Genomic DNA, 13,010 nt, shown 5'->3' with positions numbered 1-13,010 from the left:
GCCAGGACGGCGTTAATCGAGCGCTAACCGATCGTGGTCAGGCGGCCGAGCAGGAGCTTCGTCGCCGGGTCGGGTGCGACGCCGAGCTGCCGCAGGGCGGTCAGGACGGTGCTGCGCACCGCCTCGATGCGCGCCGGGTCACGGCCCTTGATGGCGGCGGCGAGGGCGAGCCGGTGACCGCGGGCGTCGTACGGTTCGATGGCGAGCGCCCGGACGGCCAGCCGGGCCGACTCGGCCGGTTCGCCGGCCACCATGCGCAGCTCGCCGAGTTCGAGCAGGTTCCGGACGTGCCGCACCCGGATCCGGTCGAGCTCGATGGCGACGTGGGAGTCGGCCAGGTCGCGCAGGTCGGGCAGCGGTTCACCGGACCACAACGACACCGCCGTGGCGAGCAGGTCGGCGGCCTGGTCGACGTCGCCGTCGGCCCGGGCCAGTGCCACCCGGTCGGCCAGCCGGTCGAAGGTCCACAGGTCGACCTGGAGCCAGGGCGACCGCACCAGCCGGATCGAATCCCGGTCGGTGCGCAGGTGGAAGCTCGCGTCGCCCGCGGACCGGCCGGGCTCGAGCAGGCTACGAAGGTGGGTCAGGGTGACCCGGAGGTTGCGGGCGGCGTCGGCCGGGTCCAGGTCCGGCCAGAGCAGTTCGATGGCCTGCTCGCGCGCCAGCACGGGACGCAGCACCAGCGCGCCGAGCAACTGCCGGACCCGGACCCGCCGCAGTTGCGGGGCGGCGATGGGGACACCGTCGTGGGTCACCCGCATCGCCCCGAGCACCTCGATGTGGGCGCGGTGCAACGGCGGGCTGGGAAGCGCGCCGAGCAGCTGGGCGGCGCCGGCGGCCAGTGCCGGCTCGGCCGATCGCTCGTACTGCCGCAGCCACCGGTGCACGGCCGGTCCGACCGGGTCGGCCAGCCGGCGGACCAGCTCGGCCCCGGCGGGTTCGCCGGCGGCCGCCAGCCTGGTGGCCAGCTCCACCGACCAGGGCAGGGGCAGGTGGCACAGGGCGTGCGCCGGGGCGAGCAGCCCCGCCGGCGTCAGGTCGCCCGCCCGCGCGCGGACCAGGGCGCGCGCGGCGTCGCGGGCGCGCCGGTGCGACGGGCCCAGTTCGGCGCGCTCCCACCGATCCCGCAGGCGTTCGCTCAGCACGTAGCCCAGGGCCAGGAAGCGCCGCAGGTGCCGCTCGTTGAACGGCGCTTCGACCGGCCACCGCTCCAGGTGGCGGGCGTAGGTCCGGCGTGCGGCGGGATCGTCGCCGCCGGCCACCGAGACCGCGGCGCTCGCCGCCGAGACGAGGACGGCGTCCCGCGGGTTGTCGTGATCCTCCGGCGCGCCGGAGGACAGGGCGGGCGGCCCGTCCCCGACGCACGACGCGATCACGGCCAGGCACGCGGTGGTCACGAACGTGTCCCGGGACGTCCCGGCTTCCGGGCCGAGCCGGGCCGACACCGCACGCAGCCGAGCCAGGTCCGCCGGGTCGCCGTCGAACCAGCGCGCGATGGCCGCGGCGAACCGGACGTTCTCGTCGCTGGTGACGCACACCGTGCGGTCGGCGAGCTCGGCGGCCTCGCCGCCGAACCCGCACATGTCCAGGCAGTGGTAGTGGAAGCGCAGCGTGGACAGCGCCAGCACGCGCGGCACCTCGAGCACCGGGGCGAGGACGATCTCGGCGAGCGCGGCCTCCGGGTCACCACCCATCTCGGCGAGCGTCGCCGCGACGGTGTGCCGCAGGCACCGGACGATCGGACCGGCCGGGTCGAGGAGGCCGGCCCGCTCGGCGAGCTCGGCCAGCCGCGCCAGGTCCGCCCTCGAGTGCGCGGCGATGCCGGCCTGCGCGAGCACGGCGACGAGCCCGGCGTCGCCGCCACCTGACTCGCGCATGGCGTGCCAGGCCCGGTCGAGCAGGGGATCGATCCGGGGATCGGCGAAGTCGGCCGCGTGCAAGGCCGCGGCGTGCAGCAACAGGAACGCCGGGCCGGCTGCCTCGTGCGCGGGGACCGCGTCGAGCCAGCACCGCGCGACGGCCGACGGGAGCGCCGAGAGCGTCGTGATGACCAGCTCGACGGACAGGTCGGCGAGCAGGCACCAGTCCCGCGTGCGGCAGGCCAGGGTGCCGGCCCGCGCCAGATCACCCCGGGCCGTCAGGACGGCCGCGGCGCGCCGGTGCAGGTCGCGCGTCTCCGGCGCGGCCGACGTCCAGGACAGCGCTTCGGTCCACAGGTCGTGTGCCCGGTACCGGCCGTCGCCGAGCACGTCGACCAGCGGGATCCGGGTCACGAGCGCGTCCAGGTCGACGGGTTCGCCGGTGACCGCGGCGACCTCGTCCCCGGTGGCGGTGCCCAGCGCGGCCAACGCGGCCAGCGCCCGTCGCCACCCGCCGGGAACACGGCTGAGGATCTCTTCCCGGGCGAAGCGCCACGGCGCTCCCGGGCCGGCCGCGAAAGCCAGCCGCACCAGGGCAGGCCAGCCCCGCAGCGGCCGGGCCAGCGCCGGCTCCCGCCCGAGCTTCCGGGCGAGCGCGCACACTTCGATGTCGGTGAAGGACAGTTCCCCGGCGCCGATCCGGAGCAGCTCGCCGGCCGCCTCGCGGCGGGCCAGCGGCAGGTCCGGCAGCTCCCGCCCGGAAAGGACGAGGTGCGCGGTCGCCGGCAGCGTCCGGACGAGCTCGCGCAGCAGGGCGGCCCCCGGCGAACCGGCGGGAATCTCGTGGACGTCGTCGAAGATCAGGCACACCTCGAGGGGAGCGAGCCGGATCAGCACGTCCAGCGGGGTTCGCGCGTCCGGCCGGCCCGGCAGCGCGTCGAGCACGGCAGCGGTGAGGGCGGCGCAATCCCCGTGCCGCGCGGTGCAGCTCACCCACGCGTCGATGCCGCGCGGAGCGAGCAGGTGCGCCCGGACCGCCTGGGCCAGCACGGTGGTCTTCCCGAACCCCGCACCGGCGACCAGCAGCGTCAGCGGCCGGCCCCACCGCAGGGCGAGCAGGTCGACCAGCCGCAGGCGCGGGATCTCGGTGTCGAGCCGGCGAGGCAGAGCGCCCGGACCGGCCTGTCCCTCCGGACGCACGGTCAGCTCCACACCTACACGTGGGCACCGCCGGCCACCTGGATACGACCGCGGTCCTCCCGATGCCTCAGCGCCAGAACGGCAGGCAGATCCAGTAGACGGCCGCCACCCCGGGAACCACCAGGAACAGCGCGGTCGCGGGAACGCTGGTCGCCAGTCTCGACGGCAGGCGCCCGGACGTCGCCGACATCCGCTCCCGCATGTGCAGGCGGATCCGCGGCGAAGGAACCTCGGCCGACCAAGTCGCTTCGAGCGCGGCCTCGATCTCCCCGATCCGGCTGCTGCTGACTTGCCGGACGGCCCGGATCCGCCACAACATCGCCATCCACGCGAGCGTCACGGCGAGACCGAACACGGAAAACAGCACGAGCACGACCTGCGGCAACCTGGGCACCCCGCTCGAGGTCGCCGAGAAGGCGATCAGCGCGCTGTTCAGCGTGATGAGCAGTCCGCCCATGCGGAAGTAGACCTGGTCTTCGTGGAAGTAGTGCGCGGAAAGCAGCTTGTACTCCTCCAGCAGCCAGGTCTCTTCCCGCTCGGTCACCATGCCGACCAGCTCCCACCACCCACCGGGGTCGCCGACGACGGCTGTGGCGACGTGCTCCCTGTAGACGCGGACCGCCATCGCCGTGATACCGAACGCACCCCTTCGGAGCAGTCGGCGAACAGCCCGTCCGGATCGATCGCGACCGGTGCAGACTGCCGGGGTGGACATCGAAGAGGCCGGCGCGCCATTGGTGGCTCGGTTCGGGCCGGGAGCCGCGGGGTGGCTCGCCGAGGTCCCGGCCCTCGCCGCGCGGCTGGCCGCCCGGTGGGGACTCGTGCCCGGTGAGCTGTTCGCGAGCGGGGCCTCCTCGGTCGTCCTGCGCTGCCGTTGGGGTGACGGAACGCCGGCGGTGCTCAAGCTCAGCCCGGATCGGGCATTGCTGACCGCGCAAGTGGAGATGCTGCGCGTGTTCGCGTCTTCCGGCCGGGTACCGGCGATGCTGGCCGTCGATGCCGAGGCCGGCGCGATGGTGCTGGAGGAGATCCGGCCCGGCACGGAAGCCGAAGACCTGCCACCCGAGTCGTTGCCGCGGCGGTGGGGAGAGTTGCTTGCCGCCCTGCACGCCGTGCCCCCGCCCGCGCACTGGCCGCGGGACCTGCGCGGCCGGTGCGACGAGGCCGTCGCCCGGGTCGGCCGGCGGTTGTCCGAGCCGGCCATCGGCGCGCGGATCGACCAGCGCACGTGGCAGCGGACGATCCGGCGCTGCGCGGCCCTGCTGGACACTCAGGCGAGAATCGTGTTGCTGCACGGCGATCTGCACCTCGGCAACGTCCTCGACGGCGGTCCGTCGCGAGGTCTGGTCGCGATCGACCCGAAGGCGTGCCTGGGCGATCCGTGCTTCGACGCCGTCGACTACGTGGTGGCCGGGGCCGGGCACGAGGGTGTGGAGGCCCGTTGTCAGCGGGTGGCGACCGCATGCGGGCTCGACGGAGACCGGTTGTACGCCTGGAGTCAGGTGATCGCCCCGATGTTCGCCATCGCGTACCTCTCGAACGGCGGTCCGGAGCCGGTAGTCGACGAACTGCTCGCCCTGACTCGGTGATCACACGATCGACCCAGCGGACGCTATGGTGACCGCGTGAATCCACCGCCGGCTGACAGACGTCGGGCCGGCGCGCTCTTCCGGGGTGTCGGTGCGCGGCCCGCTGTGCTCGTCGAGCTGATCCTGCTGCTTCTCTGGTTTCTGCTCTTCGCGCGGCTCGCTGCCGCTGCGGGCAAAGACTTCGCCGTCGCCACCGCCAACGCCCTGGCCCTCCAGTCCGCGGAACACGCGGTACACCTCGACATCGAGCTGAGCGCGAACACCTGGCTGGCCGGGAACCCGGTCCTCGCCCAGCTGGCGGTGTATGTGTACCGGCTGTACTACGTGGTGGTCGCCGGCGTACTGCTGTGGGTGTTCGTCCGGCACGCCGGCGTCTACCGCCAGGTCCGCCGGACGATGGTCGCGATGATGGCCCTGGTCCTGCCGGTCTACTGGGCGGTGCCGATGTCGCCGCCGCGGTTCGCGCTGCCGGGTGCCGTCGACATCGTTGCCAGGTACGACATCCTGGACCAGCCGAGCTGGACGAGTCCCACCCACTACACGGCCATGCCCAGCATGCACGTGGGCTGGTCGCTGTGGTGCGCGTACGCCGTGTGGTTCGCGCTCCGGGGCACGCATCGACGCCTGGCGCTGGTGGCGTGGTCGTTCCCGCTGCTCATGACCGCGGTCGTGTTCACCACGGGGAACCACTACGTTCTCGACGTCGTCGGCAGCGTCACCCTGCTGGCCGTCTCGATCCTCGCCGCGACGGTGTGGGGCCGCCTCGCCCGATCCCGGCGACCGGTTCCCCTCTCGCCGTTGCCGGGGCGCACGACCGACCGTTCGGCTGCCTACGACTCCCTGTTGCGGGACCTGCTCGACCTGGTCGGCGTCCCGCATCCGGCCGACGGCGAGTGGTGGCAGGACCGAGCCCGGAAGTCGGCCGGCGACGCCGTCGCGCGCCGGGCGGCCGAAGCGGGTCCCGTGCCCGAGGAGTGGTTCGAACCGTTGCTGCGGGCCGCGGTTCACGAACCGGACCCGAGCGTCAACCGGCAGCTCGTCGAACCCGCCATCACCGCTTTCGGCCGCGATCGCGTCCAGCTCGCGCTCATCGACTACCTCGACAGCGGCACCGCTCCCGACATGGCGGGCGCCGCGCGTGCCTGGTACTGGGCGGAGCTCGTCGTCGACTTCGAGGTGGTCGGCGACCTTTCCGAGCGGTACCACCAAATCGCCCTGCGCCGCTTCGTCACCGAGACCGACCTCGACGTGCGGCGGTGCATCTTGCCGGGCCTGCCGCTGGATCCGCGGCAGTACCCCGCCGAGCTGCACGACCTGGTGACCGAGGCCGTCCGGATCGCCCGCACGTCGAGCGACGGCTACCTTCGCAGCCGGGTCGAACTCCAGGTGCCGGATCAGTCCCAGTAGTTGAAGAGCACCTCGCCCAGATCGGCCGGCGCGAAGTACTTGAGGTCGGCCGGGTGATAGCCGGGCCAGGTCCCGGCATCGAACGGCCCGGCCAGATCGGCCACGGTCAGCACGCGGAACGCGGGATGTTCCGCCAGCACCGCGACGAGCTCGTGCGCGTCGACGAACGTCAAAGGCCCGCAGGCGACCGCGCTCTCGTCGATCGCCCGTGGTTCGGCGACCGCGACGACCGGCTCGGTCCGGTCCCGGGTGCAGGTGATCGAGAGGCGACGGTCGCCGTAGTCGATGACGCCCTGGTGGAAGTTCGGGGTGACGCCGTCGGCGATCCGGAACTCGACGACCCGGCCGCCGGTACGACGGGCCGCTTCGTAGCAGGCCCGGCGGAACTCGCGGAGGTCGGTCATCAGGCGACCGTATCGGCCCGGCGCCCGTCCCCGCGGCCGATTTTTCCCGGCGCCAACCGATCAGGAATCGAGAAGCGCTGGTCATCGCCCCGGACCTAGCGTTACCGGCATGACGAACATCGACTCCATCACCCTCGAGGTGGCCGGCACCGCGGCCGCCGAGCGCTTCTACTCCGCCGCCTTCGGGCTCACCACCCAGCTCCGGTTCCGCGAGCAGCAGCAGCCGTCCACCGGCTTCCGCGGCTACACCCTCTCCCTCACCGTCGCCCAGCCCGCCGACGTCGACTCGCTGCTCGGCACCGCCGTCGAAGCCGGCGCCACGACGCTCAAGCCCGCCGCGAAGTCCATGTGGGGCTACGGCGGCGTCGTCCAGGCACCCGACGGCGCCATCTGGAAGGTCGCCACCTCCGCGAAGAAGAACACCGGCCCCGCCACCCGGAAGTTCGACGCCGTCGTGCTGCTGCTCGGCGTCCAGGACATCGTCGCCAGCAAGAAGTTCTACACCGACCAGGGCTTCACCGTCGGGAAGGCCTTCGGCCGCATGTACGTCGAGTTCGACGCCGGCTCGAACCCCGTCAAGCTCGCGCTGTACCGGCGCAAGGCCCTCGCCAAGGACGCCGGCGTCGCTCCCGAAGGCACCGGCGCGCACCGGATCGCCGTCAACGCCGCCGCGCCGTTCACCGACCCGGACGGGTTCGCCTGGGAGGTCGCCACCACCCAGTCACTCGACGCCTGACAAGAGGTCCGCGATGGCGGCGATCCCCGCTTCGATCGAGCGTTGCGGCGTGTCGCCGAAGCCGAGGACGAGCCGCGGGGGCGTCGCGGACGGCGTGCTGTGCATCCGGGCGAGGCCGTAGAGCCCGACGCCACGCTCGGCCGCCCGGGTGATCACCTGCTCCTCGTCGGCGCCCGCGGGCAGGTGCAGGATCGCGTGGAACCCGGCGGCGAGCCCGGTGACGCGGAGACCGGGCGCGTGGGTGGCCAGCGCCGAGACGAGCGTCTCGCGCCGGGCCGCGTACTCGGTGCGGGCGCGGCGCAGGTGCCGGTCGTAGCGCCCGGACTCGATGAGCAGGGCCAGCGCCAGCTGGTCGAGGCCCGGGCTCCCGCGGTCGGTGACGTGCTTGCCGCGCGCCAAGGCGGTGAGCAGCCGCGCGGGGGCGACCAGCCAGCCCAGGCGCAACGCCGGCGCCAGCGACTTGCTGACCGTGCCGAGCGACACGACGCGGTCGGGGTCGAGTCCCTGCAACGAGCCGACCGGGTCGCGGTCGTAGCGGAATTCGGCGTCGTAGTCGTCTTCGATGACGACGCCGTCGCACCGCCGCGCCCACGCCAGCAGCTCCTGACGGCGGTGCCCGGCGAGCACCACGCCGGTGGGCCACTGGTGGGCCGGGGTCACCAGCACGGCCCGCGCGCCACTGCGGTCGAGCGCGGCGACGTCCACGCCGTGCTCGTCGACCGGGACGGGCACGGCGGCCAGCCCGGCGGCGTTCGCCTGCTCGGTCGTCGACCGGACGATGCCGGGGTCCTCGACCGCGATGGTGCCGATGCCGTCGTCGGCGAGGGCGCGCAGCAGCAGCCCGAGCGCCTGGGCCATGCCGCTGCAGACGACGACCTGGTCCGCCGTCGCCGCGACCGCCCGCACCCGCCGCAGGTACGCCGCGAGCACCTCCCGCAGCCGCCGGTCGCCGATCGGGTCGCCGTAGTCGAAGGCGCTGTTCGGCGCGGTGCGGCAGACCTCGCGCACGGCCCACGCCCAGTCTTCGCGCGGCGCGAGGCGCAGGTCGGGGACGCCGTGGCGGAAGTCGGCGACCTCGTGCCGGGGCCGCTCCGGCGGGCGCGCCTCGGGTGGCTCGGCCGGCCGGGCGACCGACGCCACGCGCGTCGCCGATCCCGGGCGGCTGGTCAGGTAGCCCTCGGCCTGCAGCTGGGCGTAGCCGTCCTGCACGAGCCCCCGCGACAGGCCGAGGGCGCGGCCGAGCTCGCGCGACGACGGCAGCCGCTCCCCGCCCGCCAGCCGGCCGCCGCGGATCGCGTCGCGCAGCTGGTCCTCCAACTGCGAACGGAGGCCCGCGCCGCTCTCGCGGTCGATCGTGAACAACAGTTCCGGACCCAAACCGGCCCACTCCACAGCCATGGAACTGGACCTTACCGGTGACCCAGTTCCCTTCTAACGTTCTTGTCATGACCGCTGACCTGCAAATCCGGCCGAGGCTGGTATCCCGTGCCCTGCTCATCCGCTTCGTCTCGATCTTCGGGTCGTCGATCGGCTTCTACCTGCCGCTTTCGGTGGTGCCGCTGTTCGCGAAGCAGTCCGGCTCGGACAGCGGTGCCGGGCTGGCGACGGTCGCGCTGCTGCTCGCCACCGTGGCCGCCGAACTGGTGACGCCGCGGCTGGTCGCCCGGGTCGGCTACCGGTGGGCGCTGGCCACCGGGCTGATCCTGCTCGGCGCGCCGACGCTGCTCCTCACGGTCAGCTCGAACGTCTGGGTGATCATCGGGGTCAGCGTGGTGCGCGGGATCGGGTTCGCGATCGCCGTCGTGGCCGGCGGCGCCGTCACCGCCCTGCTGATCCCGGCGGACCGGCGCGGCGAGGGCCTCGCGCTCGTCGGGATCGTCGGTGGGATCCCCGGCCTGCTGGCGCTGCCGGCCGGCGTGTGGGCGGCGGCGCACTGGGGCTTCACCCCGGTGTTCGTGGCGACGGCGGTGGCCACCCTGCTCGCGCTGGTTTCGGTGCCCGGCCTGCCGCGGTACGACGCGACGCCCAAGGAAGACGGCGGCCACGGCGTGCTCGCGGGCCTGCGCAACCCCGTGCTGACCCGGCCCGCGACGGTCTTCGCGGTGTCGGCCGCCGCGGTCGGCGTCCTGGTCACCTTCCTCCCGCTCGCCGCTTCGGGCCAGCCCGCCTGGGTCGCCGCGTTCGCCTTGCTCGCCCAGCCCGCGGCGGCCACCGCGGCCCGGTGGGTCGCCGGCCGGGTCGGCGACCGCCACGGCCCCGGCCTCCTGCTGGTGCCGGGAGTGGTGCTGTCCGCCGTGGGCATGGCGGCCATCGCGGCCACCAGCACCCCGGCCCTGGTGATCGGCGGGGCGGTCGTGCTGGGCGCCGGGTTCGGCGCGCTGCAGAACGCGACGCTGACGCTGATGTACGCCCGGGTGCCGGCCGGTGGCGAGAGCGCGGTGAGCGCGATCTGGAACGCCGCCTACGACCTCGGCATGGCCGCGGGCGCGCTGGGCGCCGGGCTGCTCATCGGCTCGGTGGGCTACCCGGTGACGTTCGTCCTCGCCGCCGTGGTGATCGTCCCGGCGCTCGCCCTGGTCCGCCGCGACCGGCGCCCCTGACCGGCGGCCGCCGCGGCGGTCTCACCACGACGCGGCGGCCGCCCTCCAGATGTCATCCGTTCGGCAGTTCGATCACCGTGCCGTGCCCGGCCGGGACCACGTCCTCCAGCGCGGGCGCCGCGGCCTTGGGGCTGCCCACGCAGACGTATCCGGAGTAGGTCCGGCCCTTCGCCCGCTCGGTCAGCGGCCGGAACCGATCGGGCCGGAGACCGCGGAACCGCGTGGCGACGACGTCTTCGTACAAGCGCTGCGAGACGACCACCACGGCGTCTTCGCCGGGGTGGCGGGCCAGCGCTTCCCGCGCGGATTCCGCGTCGAGCAACCGGCAGGCGACGATGAGGGCATCCCCGATGGGGCCGAACACCCCCGCGGTCAACGCTCCGTGGTGCATCGAAATCCGCAGCCGCAGCCGCGGCCGGCTGCCCCGCCGCAGTTCTTCCACGACCTCGTGGGTGAAGTCGGCGACGACGCGGGAAACGTCGGAATCGGCGGGCAGCACCGCCAGCTCACCGTCCCCCCGCGGTTGCCGGAGCCATTCGCCGCGGTCGAGCCCGGCCCGTTCCGCGGCCCGGTCGAGCACCTCCTTCAGCCTCAGCAGGACTGCGGCCTGGTCGAGGATTCCCATGCGGGAGAACCCTTCGACGTCCACCGCGACGACGAATCCGTAGACGAGCTGACCTTCTTGAAGCATGCCCACCCCCCGACAGGGCCGATGTACCAGGAGACGATTGAACAGTCACGAGGCCTTGTCGCACCACATCCGCGGACACACGGAGACGAACGCGAAGGGGTGAGACGATGTGGGACAAAACCGGCCGACTTGGGACACGATGTCAAGATGCCTCTTTCCCGACCCGGGCCATTCGGTGACCTTGACCCGTCCGTGGTCACGACGCTCACCCAGTTGGCCGAATTGCTCCGGCAATGCCGGGTGCGCGCCGGGAATCCGTCACTGCGCGATATCGAACGGCTCGGCGAGAAACGCGGGTACACCTTGCCTCGCTCCACGGTGGCCGGGGTCCTGGCCGGCCGGCGCGCCCCGCGCCGGGATCTGCTCCTGGCCCTGCTGGACGCTTTCGGGCTGCCCGAAGCCGACCGGGCGGCGTGGACGAGCGCCTGGGAAAAGACGGTGGGCGGCCGGCCGGAGGAACCCGCGGACATCGTTTCGGCTCCGGCGGACGGGGAGGTGCCCGACATCTGGCGGTTCCCGCCGGACGAGCCGGTGATGATCACCTGCGGCCGGATCCCGGAGTCGATGGTCAACAATTTCTCGACGAGCGACCCCCGGGATCCCGACTACGTCGATCTGCTGACTTACACCGATCCGGACACGCTGATCCACCTGTTCGGCCACATTCGTGCCCTGAACCCGAACCACGACGTGAAATTCGCGACGACGAGCGAGCTGCAGCCCGCGGACTACTCCAGCCACCTGGTGGTGATCGGCGGGTCGGATTTCAACATGCTGACCCGCGACATGTTCTCCACCCTGCACCTGCCCGTGAAGATGTCGCCGCGCCTCCCGGAAACGGATTGGCTCAGCCTGGAAGTCGCCAACGGGGAAGAGACGCAGCGGTTCAACCCCGTTCTCGGCGACGAATACGGCTCGCGCATCCTCCACGAAGACGTGATCCTGTTCTTCCGCGGCGTCAACCCGATCGACCGGCGGCGCACCATCACGATCTGCGCCGGCATGTACGCCCGCGGCACCCTGGCCGCGGCCCGGTGCCTGACCGATCCGGTGCTCGGACCGGTGAACCAGGCGTACCTGCGCCGTACCGTCGGCACCAACCGGCACTTCGGGTTCGTCGCGAGGGCGTTCGTCATCGACCGGACGGTGGCGCCGCCGGACCTCACCGATCCCGGGCACCGGCTCTACGAGTGGATGCGACCGGAGTGACCTGCGGCCGGGCGCCGGAGCCGCCAGACTGGTCGGCGTGCCGGAACTGCCCGAAGTGGAGCTCGCCCGCCAGGTCCTCGCCGACGCGCTCGGCCGCGAGATCCGCGACGTCGACGACCACGACGACTGGGTCTGCCGGCCGCACGCGCCCGGGGACATCGCCGGCGCGTTGCGGGGCGGGCGGCTGACCGAGGCGCACCGGCGGGGCAAGACGCTGTGGTGCGAAACGGAAGACGGTGACGGGCAGCCCGGCCCGAACCTCGGCCTGCACCTCGGGATGGCCGGGCAGCTGCGGTTCGCCGGCCGGAGCGGGCCGCCCGGACGCTCTTACGACCGCGAAGAGAAGCCCGAGTGGTTCCGCTTCGGCATCACCTTCGCCGACGGCGAACAGCTGCGGCTGTTCGACACCCGCCGGCTCGGCCGCGTGCGGCTCGACCCCGACCTCGACGCGCTCGGCCCGGACGCCGGCGAGGTGTCGCGCGCGGACTTCCGATCGCGCGTCGGCCGGGGGCGGGCGCCGGTGAAGGCGCGGCTGCTGGACCAGTCCGTGCTGGCGGGGATCGGGAACCTGCTGGCCGACGAAACCCTGTGGCAAGCGGCGGTGAGCCCGGCCCGCCCGGTGCACGAACTGGGCGGCGACGACCTCGCGAACCTCCACCGGGCACTCCGCAAGGCGTTGCGCGCGGCGATCAGGCACGGCGGCGTGCACACGGGCGAGATCATCGGCCACCGCCGGGCGGGCGGGCACTGCCCCCGCTGCGGCGCGGAGATGGCACACGGCACCGTCGGCGGCCGGTCGACCTGGTGGTGCGCGAAGGAACAGGCCTAGCGCGGCCCGAGCCCGGTGCGGCCGTCGATCAGCTCGCGGACGACGTCCAGGTGGCCGGCGTGCCGGGCCGTCTCCTCGATCATGTGCAGGACCACCCCGCGCAGGTCGGCGATGTCGTCCGCGAGCGGCGTGGGGTGGCGCAGCTCCGGCACCGCCGACAACGGCGTCGCGGCGAAGATCTCGTCGGACCGGCGGCACTGCTCGCGGTAGAAGGCGAAGACGACGTCCGGGGATCGGGGTGTGGTCAACGGCTCGTGGTCGTCCGGCCACGCGACCGGGTCCGCGGTCCCGGTGACGATCTCCTGGAACCAGTGCCGCTCGGCGTACCCGAGGTGCTCGACCATGCCGAGCGGGGTCCAGCCGACCGGCTGGACCGGGGTCGTGAGGGCGTCCTCGCCGAGTCCGCCGAGGATCGCCAGGACGCTTTCGCGCTGGGCGTGCAGGAAAGTCAGCAGCGTGCGCTTCTCGTCGTCGGCCACGACCGCG

The 13,010-nt window shown here is 73.3% G+C and carries 12 protein-coding genes; 6 read left to right on the top strand and 6 right to left on the bottom strand.

Annotated features, from left to right (window positions below):
- Positions 1 to 23: 23 nt before the first annotated feature.
- The gene (locus AB0C38_RS27645; protein WP_360678473.1) at positions 24 to 3,059 is read right to left on the bottom strand and encodes a BTAD domain-containing putative transcriptional regulator; all 3,036 of its coding nucleotides are present in this window, start codon (positions 3,057 to 3,059) and stop codon (positions 24 to 26) included.
- A gap of 67 nt (positions 3,060 to 3,126) precedes the next feature.
- Positions 3,127 to 3,684 (bottom strand): hypothetical protein, encoded by a 558-nt coding sequence (locus AB0C38_RS27640; RefSeq protein WP_360678471.1) that lies wholly within the window; start codon positions 3,682 to 3,684, stop codon positions 3,127 to 3,129.
- Positions 3,685 to 3,766: 82 nt separating this feature from the next.
- Between AB0C38_RS27640 and AB0C38_RS27635 the strand changes: the two genes are divergently transcribed.
- Positions 3,767 to 4,648: an aminoglycoside phosphotransferase family protein gene (locus AB0C38_RS27635; protein WP_360678469.1), complete on the top strand. Its 882-nt coding sequence runs from the start codon at positions 3,767 to 3,769 to the stop codon at positions 4,646 to 4,648.
- Positions 4,649 to 4,684: 36 nt separating this feature from the next.
- On the top strand, positions 4,685 to 6,055 hold the full coding sequence (locus tag AB0C38_RS27630; RefSeq protein ID WP_360678467.1) for a phosphatase PAP2 family protein: 1,371 nt from the start codon (positions 4,685 to 4,687) through the stop codon (positions 6,053 to 6,055).
- Here the strand turns inward: AB0C38_RS27630 and AB0C38_RS27625 are convergent.
- Complete coding sequence (locus AB0C38_RS27625) at positions 6,043 to 6,459, bottom strand: hypothetical protein (RefSeq protein WP_360678465.1); 417 nt, start codon at positions 6,457 to 6,459, stop codon at positions 6,043 to 6,045. The two genes, AB0C38_RS27630 and AB0C38_RS27625, sit on opposite strands and share 13 nt — an antisense overlap.
- A gap of 109 nt (positions 6,460 to 6,568) precedes the next feature.
- Here AB0C38_RS27625 and AB0C38_RS27620 point away from each other — a divergent pair, with 109 nt between their 5' ends.
- The gene (locus AB0C38_RS27620; protein WP_360678463.1) at positions 6,569 to 7,195 is read left to right on the top strand and encodes a glyoxalase; all 627 of its coding nucleotides are present in this window, start codon (positions 6,569 to 6,571) and stop codon (positions 7,193 to 7,195) included.
- On the opposite strand, the gene AB0C38_RS27615 is transcribed toward AB0C38_RS27620, so the two are convergent.
- Complete coding sequence (locus AB0C38_RS27615) at positions 7,181 to 8,593, bottom strand: PLP-dependent aminotransferase family protein (RefSeq protein ID WP_360678461.1); 1,413 nt, start codon at positions 8,591 to 8,593, stop codon at positions 7,181 to 7,183. The genes AB0C38_RS27620 and AB0C38_RS27615 overlap by 15 nt on opposite strands.
- Positions 8,594 to 8,640: 47 nt before the next feature.
- On the opposite strand from AB0C38_RS27615, the gene AB0C38_RS27610 reads away from it, so the two are divergent.
- Complete coding sequence (locus AB0C38_RS27610; protein WP_360678459.1) at positions 8,641 to 9,795, top strand: MFS transporter; 1,155 nt, start codon at positions 8,641 to 8,643, stop codon at positions 9,793 to 9,795.
- Positions 9,796 to 9,847: 52 nt separating this feature from the next.
- Here the strand turns inward: AB0C38_RS27610 and AB0C38_RS27605 are convergent, their stop codons facing one another.
- Positions 9,848 to 10,486: a hypothetical protein gene (locus AB0C38_RS27605; RefSeq protein ID WP_360678457.1), complete on the bottom strand. Its 639-nt coding sequence runs from the start codon at positions 10,484 to 10,486 to the stop codon at positions 9,848 to 9,850.
- A 21-nt stretch (positions 10,487 to 10,507) separates the two neighbouring features.
- Here AB0C38_RS27605 and AB0C38_RS27600 point away from each other — a divergent pair, with 21 nt between their 5' ends.
- Both AB0C38_RS27600 and AB0C38_RS27595 read left to right on the top strand, forming a co-directional pair.
- Complete coding sequence (locus AB0C38_RS27600; protein WP_360678455.1) at positions 10,508 to 11,695, top strand: helix-turn-helix domain-containing protein; 1,188 nt, start codon at positions 10,508 to 10,510, stop codon at positions 11,693 to 11,695.
- Positions 11,696 to 11,732: 37 nt separating this feature from the next.
- Positions 11,733 to 12,524, top strand: coding sequence for a DNA-formamidopyrimidine glycosylase family protein (locus tag AB0C38_RS27595; RefSeq protein ID WP_360678453.1), 792 nt, complete (start codon positions 11,733 to 11,735; stop codon positions 12,522 to 12,524).
- On the opposite strand, the gene AB0C38_RS27590 is transcribed toward AB0C38_RS27595, so the two are convergent.
- Complete coding sequence (locus AB0C38_RS27590) at positions 12,521 to 13,003, bottom strand: DinB family protein (RefSeq protein WP_360678451.1); 483 nt, start codon at positions 13,001 to 13,003, stop codon at positions 12,521 to 12,523. The two genes, AB0C38_RS27595 and AB0C38_RS27590, sit on opposite strands and share 4 nt — an antisense overlap.
- Between the last annotated feature and the right edge of the window lie 7 nt (positions 13,004 to 13,010).

Origin of the sequence: Amycolatopsis sp. NPDC048633 (genome assembly GCF_040650695.1) — a bacterium.
Taxonomy (GTDB): domain Bacteria; phylum Actinomycetota; class Actinomycetes; order Mycobacteriales; family Pseudonocardiaceae; genus Amycolatopsis.
Note: the sequence above shows the minus strand (reverse complement) of the source record. Positions and strands in the feature narration are given on the sequence as shown.

Excerpts from the sequence above, each read along its gene's own strand:
- AB0C38_RS27600 (WP_360678455.1), top strand. The coding sequence starts at position 10,508 with ATGTACCAGGAGACGATTGAACAGTCACGAGGCCTTGTCGCACCACAT.
- AB0C38_RS27640 (WP_360678471.1), bottom strand. The coding sequence starts at position 3,684 with ATGGCGGTCCGCGTCTACAGGGAGCACGTCGCCACAGCCGTCGTCGGC.
- AB0C38_RS27610 (WP_360678459.1), top strand. The coding sequence starts at position 8,641 with ATGACCGCTGACCTGCAAATCCGGCCGAGGCTGGTATCCCGTGCCCTG.
- AB0C38_RS27620 (WP_360678463.1), top strand. The coding sequence starts at position 6,569 with ATGACGAACATCGACTCCATCACCCTCGAGGTGGCCGGCACCGCGGCC.
- AB0C38_RS27605 (WP_360678457.1), bottom strand. The coding sequence starts at position 10,486 with ATGCTTCAAGAAGGTCAGCTCGTCTACGGATTCGTCGTCGCGGTGGAC.
- AB0C38_RS27615 (WP_360678461.1), bottom strand. The coding sequence starts at position 8,593 with ATGGCTGTGGAGTGGGCCGGTTTGGGTCCGGAACTGTTGTTCACGATC.
- AB0C38_RS27625 (WP_360678465.1), bottom strand. The coding sequence starts at position 6,459 with ATGACCGACCTCCGCGAGTTCCGCCGGGCCTGCTACGAAGCGGCCCGT.